The sequence below is a fragment of the Escherichia sp. TW09308 genome (genome assembly GCF_000208565.1).
GTDB classification, from domain to species: domain Bacteria; phylum Pseudomonadota; class Gammaproteobacteria; order Enterobacterales; family Enterobacteriaceae; genus Escherichia; species Escherichia marmotae.
Map to the genome: position 1 here is coordinate 4,118,995 of NZ_AEME01000001.1, position 22,010 is coordinate 4,141,004.

A 22,010-nucleotide genomic window follows, 5' to 3' on the forward strand; every position below is an offset into this window, starting at 1 on the left:
ATAAGGCTCGCCAGCATCTCGGCCTGACCAGCGAAACTGTACGCACAGCTATTACTGGCGCGAACGTTAACTCAGCTAAAGGTAGCCTCGACGGCCCCTCCCGCGCAGTCACGCTTTCCGCAAACGATCAAATGCAGTCTGCGGAAGAGTACCGTCAGTTAATTATCGCGTACCAGAACGGCGCGCCGATTCGTCTTGGCGATGTCGCTACCGTAGAACAAGGGGCGGAAAACACCTGGCTTGGTGCGTGGGCGAATAAAGAACAAGCCATCGTCATGAATGTTCAGCGCCAGCCTGGCGCTAACATTATCTCCACCGCTGACAGCATTCGTCAGATGCTGCCGCAGCTCACTGAGAGTCTGCCGAAATCGGTAAAAGTGACGGTGCTTTCTGACCGCACCACCAATATCCGCGCATCGGTCGACGATACCCAGTTTGAGCTGATGATGGCTATCGCGCTGGTGGTGATGATTATCTACCTGTTTCTACGAAATATTCCGGCAACCATCATTCCTGGCGTCGCGGTGCCGCTGTCGTTAATCGGCACCTTCGCGGTCATGGTATTTCTCGATTTCTCGATCAATAACCTGACCCTGATGGCGTTAACCATCGCCACCGGGTTTGTGGTCGATGATGCCATCGTGGTGATCGAAAACATTTCGCGCTATATCGAAAAAGGTGAAAAACCGCTGGCAGCGGCGCTCAAGGGTGCAGGCGAAATCGGCTTTACCATTATCTCGCTGACCTTCTCGCTGATTGCAGTGCTGATCCCATTGCTGTTTATGGGCGATATCGTCGGGCGACTGTTCCGCGAATTTGCCATTACTCTGGCAGTAGCGATTTTGATCTCAGCCGTCGTGTCGCTGACCCTGACGCCGATGATGTGCGCGCGGATGCTTAGCCAGGAGTCGCTGCGTAAACAGAACCGCTTCTCCCGCGCCTCGGAAAAAATGTTCGAGCGGATAATCGCCGCCTATGGTCGCGGACTTACGAAGGTGCTGAATCATCCGTGGCTGACCTTAAGCGTGGCGCTCAGTACGCTGCTGCTTAGCGTGCTGCTGTGGGTGTTTATTCCAAAAGGCTTCTTCCCGGTGCAAGACAACGGCATTATTCAGGGCACCTTGCAGGCACCGCAATCCAGCTCCTTTGCCAATATGGCCCAGCGGCAACGCCAGGTCGCGGAGGTGATTTTGCAGGACCCGGCAGTGCAAAGCCTGACCTCATTTGTGGGCGTTGATGGCACTAACCCGTCGCTGAACAGTGCGCGTTTGCAGATCAATCTGAAACCGCTGGATGAGCGTGATGATCGGGTACAAAAAGTTATCGCCCGTTTGCAAACGGCGGTAGATAAAGTGCCGGGCGTCGATCTCTTCCTGCAGCCAACGCAGGATCTGACCATCGATACTCAGGTCAGCCGCACGCAGTACCAGTTTACATTGCAGGCCACGTCTCTGGATGCGCTCAGTACCTGGGTGCCGCAGCTAATGGAAAAACTCCAGCAACTGCCGCAGCTTTCTGATGTCTCCAGCGACTGGCAGGACAAAGGACTGGTGGCGTATGTTAACGTTGATCGCGACAGCGCCAGCCGTCTGGGGATCAGCATGGCGGATGTTGATAACGCCCTGTACAACGCCTTTGGTCAGCGGCTAATTTCGACGATTTATACTCAGGCCAACCAGTATCGCGTGGTGCTGGAGCACAACACTGAAAACACACCAGGGCTGGCGGCGCTGGATACCATTCGCCTGACCAGCAGCGACGGCGGCGTAGTGCCACTCAGCTCGATAGCTAAAATTGAGCAGCGTTTTGCGCCGCTCTCCATCAACCATCTGGATCAGTTCCCGGTAACGACCATCTCCTTTAACGTGCCGGATAACTATTCACTGGGCGATGCGGTGCAGGCGATTATGGATACCGAGAAGACGCTAAATCTGCCAGTGGATATCACCACGCAATTCCAGGGTAGTACCCTCGCCTTCCAGTCGGCATTGGGTAGCACTGTCTGGCTGATTGTCGCGGCAGTGGTGGCGATGTATATCGTGCTCGGTATTCTGTACGAAAGCTTTATTCACCCGATCACTATTCTCTCGACGTTGCCAACGGCAGGTGTCGGCGCATTGCTGGCGTTGCTGATTGCCGGTAGTGAGCTGGATGTGATCGCCATTATCGGCATTATTTTGCTGATCGGTATTGTGAAGAAAAACGCCATCATGATGATCGACTTCGCGCTGGCCGCTGAGCGCGAGCAAGGCATGTCACCGCGAGATGCCATCTACCAGGCCTGCCTGCTGCGTTTTCGGCCGATCCTGATGACCACGCTGGCAGCGCTGCTCGGTGCATTGCCGCTGATGTTGAGTACCGGAGTCGGCGCGGAACTGCGTCGTCCGTTAGGTATCGGCATGGTCGGCGGTCTGGTTGTCAGTCAGGTGCTGACGCTGTTCACCACGCCGGTGATTTATCTGCTGTTCGACCGCCTGGCATTGTGGACCAAAAGCCGCTTTGCCCGCCATGAAGAGGAGGCGTAAGTGAAGTTTTTTGCCCTCTTCATTTACCGCCCGGTGGCGACGATTTTACTGTCGGTTGCCATTACCCTTTGCGGCATACTGGGCTTCCGTATGCTGCCGGTCGCCCCGCTGCCGCAGGTCGATTTTCCGGTAATTATGGTCAGCGCCTCGCTGCCCGGTGCGTCGCCAGAGACGATGGCGTCTTCCGTTGCCACACCGCTGGAACGCTCGCTTGGGCGCATTGCCGGGGTCAGTGAAATGACCTCCAGCAGTTCGCTCGGCAGCACGCGTATCATTTTGCAGTTTGATTTTGACCGGGATATCAACGGCGCGGCGCGCGATGTACAGGCGGCGATCAACGCCGCCCAAAGTCTGCTGCCCAGTGGGATGCCAAGCCGTCCGACTTATCGCAAAGCGAACCCGTCGGATGCACCAATTATGATCCTGACGCTGACGTCCGATACTTATTCGCAGGGGGAACTGTACGATTTTGCCTCGACGCAACTGGCTCCGACAATTGCACAAATCGACGGCGTCGGTGATGTCGATGTCGGCGGCAGCTCGCTGCCTGCGGTGCGCGTCGGGCTGAATCCACAGGCGCTGTTTAATCAGGGCGTGTCGCTGGACGATGTGCGCACCGCCATCAGCAATGCCAACGTGCGTAAACCGCAGGGGGCGCTGGAAGATGACACTCACCGCTGGCAGATCCAGACCAACGATGAGCTGAAAACTGCCGCCGAATACCAGCCGTTGATTATTCATTACAACAACGGCGGCGCGGTTCGTCTGGGTGATGTGGCAACGGTAACCGACTCAGTACAGGATGTGCGCAACGCCGGGATGACCAACGCCAAACCGGCTATTTTGTTGATGATCCGCAAACTGCCGGAAGCCAATATCATCCAGACGGTAGACAGCATCCGGGCGAAATTACCGGAGTTACAGGAGACAATCCCGGCGGCGATTGATCTGCAAATAGCTCAGGATCGCTCCCCCACCATTCGCGCCTCGCTGGAAGAAGTCGAGCAGACGCTGATTATTTCGGTGGCGCTGGTTATTTTAGTGGTCTTTTTGTTCCTGCGTTCAGGTCGGGCGACGATCATTCCTGCGGTTGCAGTGCCGGTTTCGCTGATTGGCACCTTTGCAGCGATGTATCTTTGCGGTTTCAGTCTCAATAACCTGTCGCTGATGGCACTCACCATCGCTACTGGCTTTGTAGTCGATGACGCCATCGTGGTGCTGGAAAACATTGCCCGTCATCTGGAAGCGGGAATGAAACCGCTACAGGCCGCACTGCAAGGCACCCGCGAAGTCGGTTTTACAGTTCTGTCGATGAGCCTGTCACTGGTAGCTGTGTTCCTGCCGCTGTTGTTGATGGGCGGCTTGCCGGGGCGCTTGTTACGCGAGTTTGCCGTGACGCTTTCGGTGGCGATAGGTATTTCACTGCTGGTTTCCCTGACGCTGACGCCGATGATGTGCGGCTGGATGCTGAAAGCCAGCAAGCCGCGTGAGCAAACACGGTTACGCGGTTTTGGCCGGATGCTGGTTGCACTGCAACAAGGCTACGGCAAGTCGCTGAAATGGGTTCTCAATCACACCCGTCTGGTAGGCGTAGTGCTGCTTGGCACCATTGCGCTGAATATCTGGCTGTATATCTCGATCCCGAAAACTTTCTTCCCGGAGCAGGACACCGGCGTACTGATGGGCGGGATACAGGCCGATCAGAGCATTTCGTTTCAGGCGATGCGCGGTAAGTTGCAGGACTTCATGAAAATTATCCGTGATGACCCGGCGGTGGATAATGTCACTGGCTTTACCGGTGGCTCGCGAGTTAACAGCGGAATGATGTTTATCACGCTGAAACCGCGCGATGAACGCAGCGAAACCGCCCAGCAAATTATCGACCGTCTGCGCGTGAAGCTGGCGAAAGAGCCAGGGGCGAATCTGTTCCTGATGGCGGTACAGGATATTCGCGTTGGCGGACGTCAGTCGAACGCCAGCTACCAGTACACGTTATTGTCTGACGATCTGGCAGCACTGCGCGAATGGGAGCCGAAAATCCGCAAAAAACTGGCGACGTTGCCGGAACTGGCGGACGTTAACTCTGACCAGCAAGACAACGGCGCGGAGATGAACCTGGTTTACGACCGCGACACGATGGCGCGATTGGGAATCGACGTGCAGGCCGCTAACAGCCTGCTGAATAACGCCTTCGGTCAGCGGCAAATCTCGACCATTTACCAGCCAATGAACCAGTATAAAGTGGTGATGGAAGTTGATCCGCGCTATACCCAGGACATCAGCGCGCTGGAAAAAATGTTCGTCATTAATAACGAAGGCAAAGCGATCCCGCTGTCATATTTCGCTAAATGGCAACCGGCGAATGCGCCGCTGTCAGTGAATCATCAGGGACTGTCCGCAGCCTCAACCATCTCGTTCAACCTGCCGACCGGGAAATCACTCTCGGACGCCAGTGCGGCAATCGACCGCGCAATGACGCAGCTTGGCGTACCTTCCACGGTGCGCGGCAGTTTTGCCGGAACGGCGCAGGTATTCCAGGAGACGATGAATTCGCAGGTGATCCTGATTATCGCGGCCATCGCCACGGTGTATATCGTGCTGGGGATGTTGTACGAGAGTTACGTGCATCCGCTGACCATTCTCTCCACCCTGCCCTCGGCGGGCGTTGGAGCGCTACTGGCGCTGGAGCTGTTTAATGCTCCGTTCAGCTTGGTCGCCCTGATAGGGATTATGCTATTAATCGGCATCGTGAAGAAAAACGCCATCATGATGGTCGATTTTGCGCTTGAAGCCCAACGCCACGCTAATCTGACGCCGCAGGAGGCCATTTTCCAGGCCTGCCTGCTGCGTTTTCGCCCGATAATGATGACGACCCTGGCGGCGCTGTTTGGCGCGCTGCCGCTGGTATTGTCGGGCGGCGATGGCTCGGAACTGCGGCAACCATTGGGGATCACCATTGTCGGCGGCCTGGTGATGAGTCAGCTCCTGACGCTGTATACCACGCCGGTGGTGTATCTCTTTTTCGACCGTCTGCGACTGCGTTTTTCGCGAAAATCTAAAGAAACGGTAACCGAGTAAATGACAGATCTTCCCGACAGCACCCGCTGGCAATTGTGGATTGTGGCTTTCGGCTTCTTTATGCAGTCGCTGGATACCACCATCGTTAACACTGCCCTTCCCTCAATGGCGCAAAGCCTGGGGGAAAGCCCGCTGCATATGCACATGGTCATTGTCTCTTATGTGCTGACCGTGGCGGTGATGCTGCCTGCCAGCGGCTGGCTGGCGGACAAAGTCGGCGTGCGCAATATTTTCTTTACCGCTATTGTCCTGTTTACCCTTGGTTCACTGTTTTGCGCGCTTTCCGGCACCCTTAATGAACTGTTGCTGGCGCGCGCATTGCAGGGCGTGGGCGGTGCGATGATGGTGCCGGTTGGCAGGTTGACGGTGATGAAAATTGTTCCGCGCGAGCAATATATGGCGGCGATGACCTTTGTGACGCTGCCTGGCCAGGTTGGCCCACTGCTTGGCCCGGCGCTGGGCGGACTGCTGGTGGAGTACGCGTCATGGCACTGGATCTTTTTGATCAACATTCCGGTTGGAATTATCGGCGCGATCGCCACACTAATGTTAATGCCGAACTACACCATGCAGACGCGGCGCTTTGATCTCTCCGGCTTTCTGTTGCTGGCGGTTGGCATGGCGGTATTAACGCTGGCGCTGGATGGCAGTAAAGGTACGGGCTTATCGCCGCTGGCGATTGCTGGCCTGGTTGCTGTTGGCGTGGTGGCGCTTATGCTTTATCTCATACATGCCAGAAATAACGCCCGCGCCCTGTTCAGCCTGAAACTGTTCCGCACCCGTACCTTTTCGTTGGGCCTGGCGGGGAGCTTCGCCGGACGTATCGGCAGCGGTATGTTGCCCTTTATGACGCCGGTTTTCTTGCAGATTGGTCTCGGCTTCTCACCCTTTCATGCCGGATTGATGATGATCCCAATGGTGCTCGGCAGCATGGGGATGAAGCGGATAGTCGTGCAGGTAGTGAACCGCTTTGGTTATCGTCGGGTACTGGTGGCGACTACGCTGGGCCTGTCGCTGGTCACACTGCTGTTTATGGCCACCGCGCTGCTTGGCTGGTACTACGTTTTACCATTCGTTCTGTTTTTACAAGGGATGGTCAACTCAACGCGTTTTTCCTCCATGAACACGCTGACACTGAAAGATCTGCCGGACAAACTGGCAAGCAGTGGCAACAGTCTGCTGTCGATGATTATGCAATTGTCGATGAGTATCGGCGTGACCATCGCCGGGCTGTTGCTTGGGCTTTTTGGTTCGCAGCATGTCAGCGTCGACAGCGGTGCCACACAAACCGTCTTTATGTACACCTGGCTAAGCATGGCGTTTCTTATCGCCCTTCCGGCGTTCATCTTTGCCAGAGTTCCGAACGATACACATCAAAATGTGGCTATTTCGCGGCGCAAAAGGAGCACTGAATGAAGTTCTGGCGGCCCGGCATTACCGGCAAACTGTTTCTGGCGATCTTCGCCACCTGCATCGTCTTGCTGATCACGATGCACTGGGCGGTGCGTATCAGTTTTGAGCGCGGCTTTATCGATTACATTAAGCATGGCAATGAGCAACGGCTGCAAATGCTTGGCGACGCACTTGGCGAGCAGTACGCCCAGCATGGCAACTGGCGCTTCCTGCGTAACAACGATCGTTTTGTGTTTCAGATCCTGCGTTCACTTGAACATGATAGCAACGACGATAAGCCCGGCCCCGGTATGCCGCCGCACGGCTGGCGCACCCAGTTCTGGGTGGTCGATCAAAATAACAAAGTGCTGGTTGGCCCTCGCTCACCTATTCCACCGGACGGCACACGGCGGCCTATTCTGGTCAATGGTCTGGAAGTCGGCGCGGTGATCGCCTCCCCTGTCGAGCGGCTGACCCGCAATACCGATATCAATTTTGATAAGCAACAACGGCAAACCAGTTGGCTGATTGTGGCTTTATCTACTTTACTGGCAGCGCTGGCGACGTTCCCACTGGCACGCGGCTTGCTGGCACCGGTAAAACGGTTAGTTGACGGCACGCACAAACTGGCAGCAGGTGATTTCACCACTCGCGTGACGCCCACCAGCGAAGACGAACTGGGCAAACTGGCACAGGACTTCAACCAGCTCGCCAGTACGCTGGAGAAAAACCAGCAGATGCGCCGCGATTTTATGGCCGACATTTCTCACGAACTGCGCACGCCTTTAGCGGTACTGCGCGGCGAACTGGAAGCCATCCAGGATGGTGTACGTAAATTCACGCCAGAGACAGTGGCTTCTTTACAGGCGGAGGTCGGAACGTTGACTAAACTGGTCGACGATCTCCATCAGTTGTCGATGTCTGATGAAGGCGCTCTCGCCTACCAGAAAGCAACGGTGGATCTCGTTCCACTACTTGAAGTCGCGGGCGGCGCATTTCGCGAACGTTTCGCCAGTCGTGGGTTGACTCTGCAATTCTCCTTGCCGGACAGCATTACCGTATTTGGCGATCGCGATCGTTTAATGCAGTTGTTTAATAACTTACTGGAAAACAGCCTGCGCTACACCGACAGTGGCGGTGGCCTGCATATTTCCGCCGAACAGCACGACAAAATGGTGCATCTGACCTTTGCCGACAGCGCACCGGGAGTCAGCGACGATCAGTTACAAAAATTGTTTGAGCGTTTTTATCGCACGGAAGGTTCCCGCAACCGTGCCAGCGGCGGCTCCGGGCTGGGGTTGGCAATTTGCCTGAACATTGTTGAAGCACATAATGGTCGCATTGTTGCCGCCCATTCGCCTTTTGGCGGGGTTAGCATTACAGTAGAGTTACCGCTGGAACGGGATTTACAGAGAGAAGTATGACCGAGTTACCTATCGACGAAAACACGCCGCGTATTTTGATCGTGGAAGATGAACCCAAACTGGGGCAGTTGCTCATTGATTATCTGCGTGCCGCAAGCTATGCGCCGACGTTGATTAGCCACGGCGATCAGGTACTGCCGTATGTGCGCCAGACGCCACCGGATCTGATCCTGTTAGATCTGATGCTACCAGGCACCGATGGTCTGACACTGTGTCGGGAGATTCGTCGTTTTTCTGATATTCCCATTGTTATGGTGACAGCGAAAATCGAAGAGATCGACCGCCTGCTGGGGCTGGAAATCGGTGCTGATGATTACATCTGTAAACCGTATAGCCCGCGGGAAGTGGTAGCGCGCGTCAAAACTATATTGCGTCGTTGCAAACCGCAGCGTGAGTTGCAACAGCAAGATGCAGAAAGCCCGTTAATTATCGACGAAGGTCGTTTTCAGGCTTCGTGGCGCGGCAAAATGCTTGATCTGACCCCTGCGGAATTTCGCCTGCTGAAAACACTCTCCCATGAACCGGGAAAAGTGTTCTCCCGCGAGCAGTTACTCAATCATCTTTATGACGACTACCGCGTAGTGACCGACCGTACCATCGATAGCCACATTAAAAACCTGCGCCGCAAGCTGGAAGCACTGGACGAAGAGCAGTCATTTATCCGCGCCGTTTACGGTGTCGGTTATCGCTGGGAAGCCGATGCCTGCCGCATTGTTTAACGTATCTTTGCCCTCGCGAGGGCTGAATTCCTTGTTTATTAATCCGTCATGCCCCTCTCTGAAAGGAGCTGTCTCTTGATCAGGAGATCTGATCAAGAGACAGCTCCTTTAGGGGGGTATTCCCCTGATTGGCAACCTTATGAATATCACCCATACTTAAATCGTTACATACTGTTTTCAATACGCAATTTCAATCAAGGAGTCATTATGGCTGGTTGGTTTGAACTCAATAAGAGCAGTGATAATCAGTTCCGGTTTGTGTTAAAAGCGGGTAACGGTGAGACTATTCTCACCAGCGAACTGTATACCTCAAAAGCCGCTGCGGAAAAGGGCATTGCCTCTGTGCAAAGCAACAGCCCGCAGGATGAACGCTATGAGAAAAAAACAGCGAGCAACGGCAAATTTTATTTCAATCTGAAAGCCGCTAATCATCAGATAATCGGCTCCAGTCAAATGTACGCCACCGCTCAATCACGCGAAATCGGAATTGCCTCAGTAAAAAACAATGGCGTAAGCCAGACTGTGAAAGATAAGACTTAATTGTTATGCCGGGCGCGGATAACGCGCCCGGCTTTATTTCTAATAAACACTTACTTATTGATGCTAAGGATCAATCCGCGCCATTAAAATAATGGGAAGATAAGTTTCATATCAGGTGAAAGAATTTTTGTTCTTCTTTTTGAACGCCACGTTATTTATTTCCTGCAAGTGCCGAAGAAATTATCGTTATTCGCATCCTTACCAAAACCAGGAGACGACCAGACATTTGCACTGGAGCCAACCCCACCGATTGCGCTACAATGCCCGCCCTTAAAGTGGGGACACTCCCCTAACCGCTTCATCAGGTGAAGCGGATCTGACCTGTCATCAGAACGAGAGAATTATGTTTAAACCGGAACTCCTTTCCCCGGCGGGAACGCTGAAAAATATGCGTTACGCTTTCGCTTATGGCGCAGATGCTGTTTATGCGGGGCAACCGCGTTACTCCCTGCGTGTGCGCAACAACGAATTTAACCACGAAAATCTCCAGCTCGGCATCAATGAAGCCCACGCGCTGGGGAAAAAGTTTTATGTCGTGGTCAACATTGCGCCACACAATGCCAAGCTAAAAACCTTTATCCGTGATCTGAAACCGGTGGTGGAAATGGGGCCGGACGCACTGATTATGTCCGATCCGGGGCTGATTATGCTGGTGCGTGAACACTTCCCTGAAATGCCGATCCACCTTTCCGTGCAGGCCAACGCCGTAAACTGGGCGACGGTGAAATTCTGGCAGCAAATGGGGTTGACCCGCGTGATCCTCTCCCGCGAGCTGTCGCTGGAAGAGATTGAAGAGATCCGCAATCAGGTTCCGGATATGGAGCTTGAAATCTTCGTTCACGGCGCGCTGTGCATGGCCTACTCCGGCCGCTGCCTGCTCTCTGGCTACATCAACAAACGCGATCCAAACCAGGGCACCTGCACCAACGCCTGCCGTTGGGAGTACAACGTGCAGGAAGGGAAAGAAGATGACGTTGGCAACATCGTACACAAATACGAGCCGATTCCGGTGCAAAACGTCGAGCCGACGCTGGGTATCGGTGCGCCAACCGACAAAGTGTTTATGATCGAAGAAGCCCAGCGCCCGGGCGAGTATATGACCGCGTTTGAAGATGAGCACGGCACTTACATCATGAACTCGAAAGATCTGCGCGCCATCGCCCATGTTGAACGCCTGACCAAAATGGGCGTGCATTCGCTGAAAATCGAAGGCCGCACTAAATCTTTCTACTATTGTGCACGTACCGCGCAGGTTTATCGTAAAGCTATCGATGACGCCGCTGCGGGCAAACCGTTCGACACCAGCCTGCTGGAAACACTGGAAGGCCTGGCGCATCGTGGTTACACCGAAGGTTTCCTGCGTCGTCATACTCACGACGATTACCAGAACTACGAATACGGTTATTCCGTTTCTGACCGCCAGCAGTTTGTTGGAGAGTTTACCGGTGAGCGTAAAGGCTCTCTGGCAGCCGTAGCGGTGAAAAATAAATTCTCCGTTGGCGACAGCCTGGAACTGATGACGCCACAGGGCAATATCAACTTTACCCTTGAGCACATGGAAAACGCCAAAGGTGAAGCGATGCCGGTCGCGCCTGGCGATGGCTATACCGTGTGGCTCCCGGTTCCGCAGGATCTCGAGCTGAATTACGCACTGCTGATGCGTAATTTCTCCGGGGAAACCACGCGTAACCCGCACGGTAAGTGATTCATTTCGATTATTTTTCCCCGGATAGAAAATTCTTAGAAACCGATCACATACGGCTGCATTTATTAAGGTTATTATCTGTTTCGCTGAAAAACATAACCCATAAAATGCTAGCTGTACCAGGAACCACCTCCTTAGCCTGTGTAATCTCCCTTACACGGGCTTATTTTTTTGTACCACGCTTTCATCCTGTTCTGACTCCGCCTTTTCTTTTCTGCTCTACACTATCTACAGACCAATCATAAAGGCAGACGACCATGGCAGATTTTCCCGCCAGCTTACTGATTCTTAACGGCAAAAGTGCTGGCAATGAGATATTGCGCGAAGCGATTATGCTGTTGCGTGAGGAAGGAATGACGATCCATGTACGAACCACCTGGGAGAAAGATGATGCCGCGCGTTATGTTGCTGAAGCCCGTCAGCTTGGCGTTGCAACGGTAATTGCCGGAGGTGGAGATGGCACTATTAATGAAGTCTCCACGGCATTGATTCAGTGCGAAGGTGATGACATTCCTGCTTTGGGAATATTGCCGCTAGGTACAGCGAACGATTTTGCCACCAGTGTGGGTATTCCTGAAGCGCTGGATAAGGCACTTAAACTGGCAATTGCCGGTAACGCCATTGCGATTGATATGGCGCAGGTCAACAAACAAACCTGTTTTATCAACATGGCGACGGGCGGATTTGGTACGCGCATTACCACCGAAACACCGGAGAAATTAAAAGCCGCGCTGGGTGGCGTCTCTTACATCATTCACGGCTTAATGCGCATGGATACGTTGCAACCGGACCGCTGTGAAATCCGTGGTGAAAATTTTCACTGGCAAGGCGATGCGCTGGTTATTGGTATTGGCAACGGGCGTCAGGCCGGTGGCGGTCAGCAACTGTGCCCGAATGCGCTGATTAACGATGGGTTATTGCAACTGCGTATTTTCACCGGTGACGAAATTCTTCCCGCTCTCTTCTCAACCTTAAAACCTGATGAAGAAAACCCGAATATTGTTGAAGGCGCTTCGGCGTGGTTCGAGATACAAGCGCCGCATGAAATCACCTTTAACCTTGATGGCGAACCATTAAGTGGCCAACGTTTTCATATAGAAATACTTCCGGCGGCGTTGCGTTGTCGATTACCGCCGGACTGCCCGTTATTGCGCTAGTCAAAAATTTATTCTCTCCTGAACAGGGGTACATCAATTTTTGCCGGATGCGGTGCGCACGCCTTATCCGGCCTACGGGAGGTGTGTTGTTCGCAGGCCAGATAAATGAAGCGTATCAGGCAATCGTAATTTTGCTATCGAGATAAACGTCCTGCACGGCGTTAATCAGTTTCACGCCGTCGGCCATCGATTTCTTGAACGCTTTACGCCCGAGAATCAGCCCCATTCCGCCCGCGCGTTTGTTGATAACCGCAGTACGCACCGCATCGCTAAGGTCGGTTTCACCGCCCGCGGCACCGCCGGAGTTAATCAGCCCTGCGCGGCCCATATAACAGTTAGCTAACTGATAACGCACCAGGTCAATCGGGTTTTCGCTGGTTAACTTGCTGTAAACGCGATCGTCGGTATAACCGTAATTAATCGCTTTATAGCCGCCGTTATTCTCCGCCATTTTTTGTTTGACAATATCCGCGCCAATGGTCGCCGCCAGATGGTTCGCCTGACCGGTCAGGTCAGCGGAAACATGGTAATCGATGCCCTCTTTCTTAAAGGCGGAGTTGCGCAAATAAGCCCACAGCACGGTCACCATGCCCAGCTCATGTGCACGTTCAAAGGCCGCAGAAATTTCTTCAATCTGCCGACGTGACTCTTGCGAGCCAAAATAGATGGTCGCGCCAACTGCCACTGCTCCCATGTTGAACGCCTGCTCTACACTGGCATACAGCGTTTGATCGTAGGTGTTTGGGTAACTTAGCGTCTCGTTGTGGTTGAGTTTGACGAGGAATGGAATGCGGTGAGCGTAACGCCGCGATACCGATGCCAGCACGCCATAAGTTGACGCCACACAGTTACAGCCCGCTTCTATCGCCAGTTCAACAATATTTTTCGGGTCGAAATAGAGCGGGTTAGCAGCAAATGAAGCCCCCGCGGAGTGCTCGACCCCCTGGTCAACCGGCAGAATAGAAAGATACCCGGTTCCGGCCAGACGCCCGGTGTTATACAGCGTCTGCATATTACGCAGCACCGCTGGCGGACGATTATTGTCAATCATCACGCGGTCTACGTAGTCATGTCCGGGGAGATAAAGCTGGTCAGAAGGAATAGTCATACAACGATGCTGTAAAAGGTTGTCGGCATCTTTGCCAAGCAACTGCGCAATATCTGTCATTACTATGCTCCCGTAAATTCCGATTGGATATCGGCTATGGATTGTCCTGGCCCACCTTTTGCGGGCAATTATAATCCTGGTCGTTATGAGCTATTTTTTCCATCTTTCGGCTGTTTTTTCAGCGTTTCCTGTTGGCACGACTCATCAGAAAAAGTGTTACCACGGTCAAGATTTCACCACAAAGGTATTTAAAAGGTATCATCAAATGGTATTGTCAGCGCGTACCTTACATTACCTGTCATGAAGGAATCAAAAGATGAAAACAACAGCAAAGCTGTCGTTCATGATGTTTGTTGAATGGTTTATCTGGGGCGCGTGGTTTGTACCATTGTGGCTGTGGTTAAGTAAAAGCGGGTTTAGTGCCGGAGAAATTAGCTGGTCGTATGCCTGTACCGCCATCGCGGCGATCCTGTCCCCTATTCTGGTTGGCTCCATCACTGACCGCTTTTTCTCGGCGCAGAAAGTGCTGGCTGTATTGATGTTCGCTGGTGCAGTGCTGATGTATTTCGCTGCGCAACAGACCACTTTTGCCGGATTCTTCCCGTTACTGCTGGCCTACTCGCTAACCTATATGCCGACCATTGCACTGACTAATAGCATCGCCTTTGCCAACGTGCCAGATGTGGAACGTGATTTCCCACGCATTCGTGTGATGGGTACTATCGGCTGGATTGCCTCTGGTCTGGCATGTGGATTCTTGCCGCAAATGCTGGGTTATGCCGATATCTCACCGACTAATATTCCGCTGCTGATTACCGCCGGAAGTTCTGCTCTGCTCGGTGTGTTTGCATGTTTCCTGCCCGACACACCACCAAAAAGCACTGGCAAAATGGATATTAAAGTCATGCTTGGCCTGGATGCACTGATCCTGCTGCGCGATAAAAACTTCCTCGTCTTTTTCTTCTGTTCATTCCTGTTTGCTATGCCGCTGGCGTTCTATTACATCTTTGCCAACGGTTATCTGACCGAAGTCGGTATGAAAAACGCGACCGGCTGGATGACGCTCGGCCAGTTCTCTGAAATCTTCTTTATGCTGGCATTGCCGTTTTTCACCAAACGATTTGGTATCAAAAAGGTATTATTACTTGGTCTGGTCACCGCTGCGATTCGTTATGGCTTCTTTATTTACGGCAGCGCGGATGAATATTTCACCTACGCACTATTGTTCCTCGGTATTTTGCTGCACGGCGTAAGTTACGATTTTTACTACGTTACCGCATACATCTATGTCGACAAAAAAGCCTCCGTGCACATGCGTACTGCCGCGCAGGGATTGATTACGCTCTGCTGCCAGGGTTTCGGTAGTTTGCTCGGCTATCGTCTTGGCGGCGTGATGATGGAAATGATGTTCGCTTATCAGGAACCAGTCAACGGGCTGACCTTCAACTGGGCCGGGATATGGACTTTCGGTGCGGTGATGATTGCCATTATCGCCGTGCTGTTCATGATTTTTTTCCGCGAATCCGACAACGAAATTACGGCTATTAGGGTCGATGATCGCGATATTGCGTTGACACAAGGGGAAGCAAAATGAAAACAGAACGTATTCTCGGTGCTCTTTACGGGCAGGCGTTAGGGGATGCGATGGGGATGCCCTCCGAGCTTTGGCCGCGCAGCCGCGTCAAAGCGCATTTTGGCTGGATTGACCGTTTTCTGCCCGGCCCAAAGGAGAATAACGCGGCCTGTTATTTTAACCGCGCCGAATTTACCGACGACACCTCGATGGCGCTGTGCCTGGCGGATGCGTTGCTGGAACGCGAAGGCGAGATCGACCCGGATCTGATTGGGCGTAAAATCCTCGACTGGGCACTGCGTTTCGACGCCTTCAACAAAAACGTGCTTGGCCCGACCTCAAAAATTGCGCTTAACGCCATTCGCGACGGTAAACCCGTCGCTGAACTGGAAAACAACGGCGTGACTAACGGTGCGGCGATGCGCGTCTCACCATTGGGGTGTTTACTCCCGGCGCGTGATGTTGATTCCTTTATTGATGATGTGGCGCTGGCGTCCAGCCCGACCCATAAATCCGATCTGGCGATTGCGGGGGCGGTGGTTATTGCATGGGCGATTTCTCGTGCCATTGACGGCGAAAGCTGGTCAGCGATTGTTGATTCTCTACCCTCGATTGCGCGACATGCTCAACAAAAACGCATCACTACCTTCAGCGCCTCACTGGCGGCACGTCTGGAGATTGCACTAAAAATCGTTCGTCACGCCGACGGCACCGAATCTGCCAGCGAACAGCTATATCAAGTGATTGGCGCAGGCACCAGCACTATTGAGTCCGTTCCGTGCGCCATTGCGCTGGTTGAACTGGCACAAACCGATCCGAACCGCTGCGCTATTCTGTGCGCCAATCTTGGTGGTGACACTGACACCATCGGCGCTATGGCGACGGCGATTTGTGGCGCATTGCATGGCGTAAATGCTATCGATCCGGCATTAAAGGCTGAGCTGGATGCGGTTAATCAGCTTGATTTCAACCGCTATGCCACGGCGCTGGCGAAGTATCGCCAACAACGGGAGGCGGTATGAGCGGCACCAGGTTACACACGCTGCTGTCGCAATTAACTACGCGTCAACCGGTGATGGTTGTCGGTGCGGCTGTCATTGATGTGATCGCTGACGCTTACGCCCTGCCCTGGCGCGGGTGCGATATCGAACTGAAACAGCAGAGCGTAAATGTTGGCGGCTGTGCGCTGAACATTGCCGTGACGTTAAAGCGCCTCGGTATAGAAGCGGATAACGCCCTGCCGCTCGGTCAGGGGGTGTGGTCGGAGATTATTCGTAACCGGATGGCAAAAGAGGGATTGCTCAGCCTGCTCGATAACGCCGAAGGCGATAACGGCTGGTGTCTGGCGCTGGTTGAACCTGATGGTGAACGTACCTTTATGTCGTTCAGCGGTGTGGAAAATCAGTGGAATAGCCAGTGGCTGACGCGATTAACCGTTGCACCAAATAGCCTGCTCTATTTTTCCGGTTATCAACTGGCCTCGCCCTGTGGCGAATTGTTAGTGGAATGGCTGGAAGGACTGCAAGACGTGACGCCGTTTATTGATTTCGGCCCGCGGATTGACGATATCCCGGATGCATTGCTTGCGCGCATCATGGCCTGTCGGCCACTGGTGTCGCTCAATCGCCAGGAAGCTGAGATTGCCGCCGAACGTTTTGCTTTATCCGCAAATATCACAATGCTTGGCACGCAATGGCAGGAGAAATTTGCCGCGCCGCTGATCGTTCGTCTCGATAAAGAAGGCGCGTGGTATTTCAGCAACAACGCTTCTGATTGCGTTCCGGCATTTCCAACGCAAGTCGTGGACACTATTGGCGCAGGTGATAGCCATGCTGGTGGCGTGCTTGCCGGACTGGCCTCCGGTCTCCCACTGGCAGACGCCGTATTGCTGGGCAATGCGGTAGCGTCGTGGGTTGTCGGACATCGCGGCGGTGATTGCGCGCCAACGCGCGAAGAACTACTCCTCACACACAAAAACGTATAGATCGCTGCGACAGTGGCTGATGCTGTACTCAATAGGCCGTTGCTGTTGGTCAAGCGCCACTTGCTTGATCACCAGCACCGGTATTTTGCTATCTAACTGAATATGTGACTGAAACTCGGCATCCGGCATTCGGGCGCTAACGCGGGAACGGGTGCGCAGGGGAAAGATACGCTGACTGCGGAAATAGTCATAGAGAGAAATACCGATGGCATCAACATCATGAATTAAATGCACTGGAACCCACGACTCTTCTATCGATACCGCTTCTTCATCCACATAGCGAATACGCTTAAGCAAGAAGACATCGCTGCCCGCGGCAATCGCCAGTTGCTGCGCAACTTCTTCGGGACACTTTACCACTCGCTTATTAACCCACAACGTATCGGGTTTTTTCCCACGCAACACCACCTGCTGAGAAAAACCTCGCGCTTCTTTCAACGAGTATTCGAAGATGTTGTTGATCTGCGTTCCGTAGCCACGCGAACGCGTCACCACTCCCTCTTCTTCCAGCGCCTGCATCGCCTTGCGCACCGTAATGCGCGAAACGCCGGTTAACTGACTTAAATCACGCTCGCCGGGCAAAATATTTCCATGCTCCAGCACCCCACTGCGCACGGCATTTTTTACCGTTTCGGCAAACTTAATATAAAGCGGCGTGTTGTCCGCCGCTAAAATACGTTCGTTCAGTTGAGCGATAAGCTGGGTATGCGCTTGTTCCATTTGTCTTTTTCCTGCCGGGGAGTCTGGTAGGAGTATATCACGCACCTATTGCCTTAGCAGTTTCTTCACCGCCAGCACATGTTTGCACGGCCCTCTTTCGCCCTGATATTTACTGAACCATTCACAGGTACAGCGTTCACCATTTGCATCGAGAATGACGGTATGTCGTACCCCACTTCCTTCAACTCGCGCCTCTGTTCTGGCTGGCTGCTGGCTAATAATTTCAACTTTGTTCTCTTGCAGTAATTTATCTGCCCCTTTCAGACGGGGATTCAGAGTCATTATGCGGGAGAGTTTGAACGGCAACTGGCGATAAAAATATGCATTATCGGTAAGGTCATAACCCAGTAATCCCATTGCCGCCAGTTGCGCGGCCAGGGTGTCGGTTTTTCCCAGCCACTGACTGCCACCAGAAGCAAAAAATGCCGGGCTAATGGTCTGGTTGGCCTGTGCATGCTCATCAAAAATAGTCAGCCAACTCTCATCAATCCCCTCATTTAGCGCATCCAGCGTCGCCCCTTCGCCAGAAAATCCACGCCAGCAATCACGAGATAAAGAAAGCGTAAAACGCAGATCGCCAAACCAGAGTTGCCAGGTGGTGGATTGCATATCTGGTTGCGCGAAGACCTGCAAACAATCAGCAAAAGGTAACAAGGGTTCCAGTAAGCGCAGACGATGCAGCCCGCCAATACAAATCGCATTGACTGATTTTACGGGCGAAAACTGTGGTGTCGTACCACGCACCTGTAAATAGTAATCGGTTTTCACCTGCCCTTTGGGTAATGAGCGAAACAGTTGCTGCGCCTGGACTTTTGTGAACTGGTGACCTTTTGCTGATTGCGCAAGATAGACCTGCACACTACTCAAGCCTTTGATCCATTTCACCGGAAGTGGCACTTTGCGTTCAATAACCTTGTGATTTTCCAGATGTAACCCCACCGATTTCTGACCGACGGATAATGTAACATCTCCACTATTGCTTACCCCCGCTAATGCCGAAAGCATGGGCTGGTTAAAATCGACATTGGTCGTGCCGCTTTGTAAAAACTCACCGTTTAAGCCATCGGGCAAAATATCAAGCCGCACATAAACTCCGGCACAATGAGAAAAGCCTTCAAAACGCACCCGTTCATATCCTGCGCTGACAATAGGATCTTTCAGTAGCGCCAGTTGCGCAGGCGAAAGGTTAAAACTCGACTTCACCACATTGGAAAGTGCAATTAAACAGCGCGCCATCATAAAAGGTTGCCTGACCTGGCCGATAAAAAAACAGGGCGCGTCAGACGCCTTTTGAATCTCGCTGTATTTCGCCAGGCGTAATTCATCTTTACCGTTCGTTTTGTGCAAAGCGGATGGGATGTTGTAACTATAAGTGAGTATCTCTTCCATTTATGACTTCCTTGTAAGTTCGTGTTGCAGCTCGTTGAGCTTTTTATAGTTGGTGATTTTTACCGTACTCAAATGGCTATCCATTGCACTTACCATCTCAAGTAATGCCTGATTGTGGCGGAAACTGATATTGATAAGCGACTGCATGGCGAGATCGGTGAAGCGTTTGAGTGGTGCCCAGCTCTCTTTTTCAAGCTGCCCCAGAATGTCGCCGATATGGGCAGAATTGATACCTTGTGGGTAACGTAGCTTCTCAATCCATAACTCTCCGGCAAGTGCACGGACAGTTTTGTCAGAGTGAAGCATACAAAGCGCGGTAAGCAAATGCCCTACTGGAGAAAGTGGCAATGGTAGATCATACAGGGCCTGAAGGATCTCCAGATTCGATTTCGTTGATGAAATGTTTGGATCATGAAAATTCATTTCAATATAACGCATGAGTGTGACATCACCCTGCCAGGGGAAAGCATACAGCGTTCGCCGCTTATACTCTCCGCCAAAGTAACTGTATTTATCGCAAGGCATGAAACTGTCAGCATAGAACAAAGTCATCTCCAGATTTTGAACAGCCGTTGTGACGTCAAAGTTGAATGTTCGAACAGGGAGGTGAGCTTTGTTTTCCTTGATGAACCAGGGGAACATATTGCTTAATAACGCCATCGGTAACGCATGTTTTTCCAGCAATGCATACCCGACATCAAAAGAGGTTGTATCAGCGTTCACCGCACTGCGGGTAATAATGGCCGCCAGTTTCCATTCATCATGCGCAACGTGTGCTAATGCGTCTTGCTCACCGGATAACAAATATCGCACTAATGCAGCATATCCGGGGTTAAGTTGTGAAATGTCAGGCTGATTGCCAATAAATACACACCGTTGAATCGCAAGTTGCATATCCTGACTACAAGGCTCCACACCCGCATTCTGGTATTGCAAAAGGCGCTGAACAAACACCGCCGGGTCAATAAAGCAAGGTAGATGCGTGGGTGTTGAAAGCAAAGGCAGATTTGCCTGGTTTGTTAATAACAACAGAATATTTTTGAAAAACGCAATCCATGAGCGGTTTCGTTTTTTGTTCTCTGTATCATAGGAATGAAACCCCCAGTCTATCTTTTTCCATTTGTCAGTTGTATTTTTTAAACTCTTAAAATCTTCATACATTATTTTAATTTTTGCTGTCTGTAGTGGAAAACGTGAGATAAGTTCTGCCGCATATTCCATAAAGAAAAAGCCCAGCATTCCTTCAAAAAAAGAAATATGTTCAGATGCCTCAAGCGCCTGCATAAACGCCGGTTCCAGTTGGTTCACATTCTCTTCATTAATTTCAGGAGCAAAACGTAATAATGCGGCTGGTAACAGGTCAAAGTGATACGACTCGACGTTATGAAATGCCTGGCCTGCCAGGAAGACAAAATCATCCCAGGTTTCAATTTCTGCGATACGGTTATCTTCACGAATCAGTGGAAATACGGGAGAAAGTTCAGCAGATTTATCGGACGTAAGCGGCGTAACATCAAGAAAGTCGGTTAATAAATCACGAGCGCCTGTAAGCAGATTATCGCCATAACGACTTAATAACGAACTTATTTCTGGTTCTAAGGGACTGGCATATTTTGCAATTAACTTCGCTGCTTTATTTTGTAGCCCGATATCTTTGCTGAGGAATACCGTGGTGAGGTGTTGGCAGATTTCAAATTTTTTATCAGGGTGCAGTTTCGCCAGTTTATCAGCAATCGTTAATGCGCTATCGACAATACCTTTAGTGGTGAAAGAAAATAACTGTGGAAGGCAGGAGATAAACTCATCATGGTGAAATTGCGGATGTTCGGATATTTTTTTGATTGCCTGCAATGCCGTAGTGATAGGTTTACTGTGCGGGCAATAATATGTTGAAAATAGCGCCTCCTGAAGTTGCAAACATTCGTCCGCTGTCGGTTGCAGTGAAGAAAATAACGTTGCGTACCAGCATGTTTGTTCACGATTAAAATTACGATTAACCGCGAGCAAACTTTCTTTTAATACTTTTATTCTGTTGATGCGTTTTTCCGTGATATATTTTTTGAAGAAATATATCCATTTTCGTCCCCCGGCATCCTCAGGTTTACTTTCCTTTGGATACCACTGATCTGACCATGAAACACTGCACGGATAATTAAACACCATCCAGATATGATCGTCTAAAGAAAAACGATGGTTTTCAAGAGTTGATGCTGAAGTAATTTTATTAACAATAACCTGCGGTGTAATATTACCAACATATTTTTCGGCAATCCAGTCGCAGAGAGTGGCATAATCTATTGAAAAATCTCCACCTTTAATATCACCATTAATATAATCAGTAAGCCATTCCGGGCAGTGCCATTTGAGTGTTTGTTTAACTGCCTCATTAGAACTCAACAAGTTACGTTCAATATTTTTACAGTCTTTTCGTGCATAGCAACTGATGATCGCCACGCTAAGCATCTCTAACTGATTTTTTGTACCATCTTGCTGGTAAGTTCTTCCACGAAAACCACCGATGCTTACTTCATGCCATTGATACTCGCCTAATCGTTTCACGTCTTTCTTTATAAGCGGCACTAAATTTTTCCGCTGCTTATCATCCAGCGACTTCAGAAATGCTAATAATTGTTCTGAATTCCCTGATTCAATGATTTTGCTGTAATGCTCTTGAGTCGTATCCATTATTCTCCTCT

At 51.6% G+C, this 22,010-nt stretch carries 14 protein-coding genes and 1 pseudogene; 11 read left to right on the plus strand and 4 right to left on the minus strand.

Going from position 1 to position 22,010, the window contains the following annotated elements:
• Positions 1 to 11: 11 nt before the first annotated feature.
• The 8 genes and pseudogenes from mdtB to yegS form a co-directional block, all read left to right on the plus strand.
• Positions 12 to 2,525 (plus strand): annotated as a pseudogene (gene mdtB, locus ESM_RS0119950) (multidrug efflux RND transporter permease subunit MdtB); the annotation flags it as partial.
• Positions 2,526 to 5,603: a multidrug efflux RND transporter permease subunit MdtC gene (gene mdtC / locus ESM_RS0119955; protein ID WP_000667491.1), complete on the plus strand. Its 3,078-nt coding sequence runs from the start codon at positions 2,526 to 2,528 to the stop codon at positions 5,601 to 5,603.
• Entirely contained in the window at positions 5,604 to 7,019 is a 1,416-nt protein-coding gene (locus ESM_RS0119960) for an MFS transporter (protein ID WP_000130868.1), read from the plus strand.
• On the plus strand, positions 7,016 to 8,419 hold the full coding sequence (gene baeS / locus ESM_RS0119965) for a two-component system sensor histidine kinase BaeS (RefSeq protein ID WP_000675181.1): 1,404 nt from the start codon (positions 7,016 to 7,018) through the stop codon (positions 8,417 to 8,419). The genes ESM_RS0119960 and baeS overlap by 4 nt, the downstream gene beginning before the upstream one ends.
• Positions 8,416 to 9,138 (plus strand): two-component system response regulator BaeR, encoded by a 723-nt coding sequence (baeR, locus tag ESM_RS0119970; RefSeq protein ID WP_000137876.1) that lies wholly within the window; start codon positions 8,416 to 8,418, stop codon positions 9,136 to 9,138. Before baeS ends, baeR begins: the two co-directional genes overlap by 4 nt.
• Positions 9,139 to 9,345: 207 nt before the next feature.
• On the plus strand, positions 9,346 to 9,678 hold the full coding sequence (locus ESM_RS0119975; protein WP_001516646.1) for a YegP family protein: 333 nt from the start codon (positions 9,346 to 9,348) through the stop codon (positions 9,676 to 9,678).
• Between the two features lie 343 nt (positions 9,679 to 10,021).
• Positions 10,022 to 11,383 (plus strand): prephenate-dependent tRNA uridine(34) hydroxylase TrhP, encoded by a 1,362-nt coding sequence (gene trhP / locus ESM_RS0119980; RefSeq protein WP_000476033.1) that lies wholly within the window; start codon positions 10,022 to 10,024, stop codon positions 11,381 to 11,383.
• A gap of 257 nt (positions 11,384 to 11,640) precedes the next feature.
• The gene (yegS, locus tag ESM_RS0119985; protein ID WP_000753102.1) at positions 11,641 to 12,540 is read left to right on the plus strand and encodes a lipid kinase YegS; all 900 of its coding nucleotides are present in this window, start codon (positions 11,641 to 11,643) and stop codon (positions 12,538 to 12,540) included.
• Positions 12,541 to 12,655: 115 nt separating this feature from the next.
• Here the strand turns inward: yegS and fbaB are convergent, their stop codons facing one another.
• Positions 12,656 to 13,708, minus strand: a complete 1,053-nt coding sequence (gene fbaB / locus ESM_RS0119990) for a class I fructose-bisphosphate aldolase (RefSeq protein ID WP_000129564.1) — start codon at positions 13,706 to 13,708, stop codon at positions 12,656 to 12,658.
• Between the two features lie 256 nt (positions 13,709 to 13,964).
• Between fbaB and ESM_RS0119995 the strand changes: the two genes are divergently transcribed.
• From ESM_RS0119995 to ESM_RS0120005, 3 genes are read left to right on the plus strand one after another with little or no spacing between them, the layout of a single operon-like run.
• Positions 13,965 to 15,242, plus strand: coding sequence for a nucleoside permease (locus tag ESM_RS0119995; RefSeq protein ID WP_000858530.1), 1,278 nt, complete (start codon positions 13,965 to 13,967; stop codon positions 15,240 to 15,242).
• A complete protein-coding gene (locus ESM_RS0120000; protein ID WP_000846195.1) occupies positions 15,239 to 16,243 on the plus strand; it encodes an ADP-ribosylglycohydrolase family protein in 1,005 nt (334 codons plus the stop codon). The genes ESM_RS0119995 and ESM_RS0120000 overlap by 4 nt, the downstream gene beginning before the upstream one ends.
• Positions 16,240 to 17,205: a carbohydrate kinase family protein gene (locus ESM_RS0120005; RefSeq protein ID WP_000017152.1), complete on the plus strand. Its 966-nt coding sequence runs from the start codon at positions 16,240 to 16,242 to the stop codon at positions 17,203 to 17,205. The genes ESM_RS0120000 and ESM_RS0120005 overlap by 4 nt, the downstream gene beginning before the upstream one ends.
• Here ESM_RS0120005 and ESM_RS0120010 read toward each other — a convergent pair.
• Genes ESM_RS0120010 through ESM_RS0120020 form a run of 3 tightly spaced genes read right to left on the minus strand, consistent with a single transcriptional unit; the run spans position 17,179 to position 21,999 of the window.
• Positions 17,179 to 17,925 (minus strand): GntR family transcriptional regulator, encoded by a 747-nt coding sequence (locus tag ESM_RS0120010; protein ID WP_000434029.1) that lies wholly within the window; start codon positions 17,923 to 17,925, stop codon positions 17,179 to 17,181. The genes ESM_RS0120005 and ESM_RS0120010 overlap by 27 nt on opposite strands.
• Before the next feature lie 45 nt (positions 17,926 to 17,970).
• Positions 17,971 to 19,314 carry an SWIM zinc finger family protein gene (locus ESM_RS0120015; RefSeq protein ID WP_000391260.1) on the minus strand — a complete coding sequence of 448 codons (1,344 nt, stop codon included), beginning with the start codon at positions 19,312 to 19,314 and terminating at the stop codon, positions 17,971 to 17,973.
• Positions 19,315 to 21,999 carry a DUF6493 family protein gene (locus ESM_RS0120020; protein WP_000381769.1) on the minus strand — a complete coding sequence of 895 codons (2,685 nt, stop codon included), beginning with the start codon at positions 21,997 to 21,999 and terminating at the stop codon, positions 19,315 to 19,317.
• Positions 22,000 to 22,010: the final 11 nt, after the last annotated feature.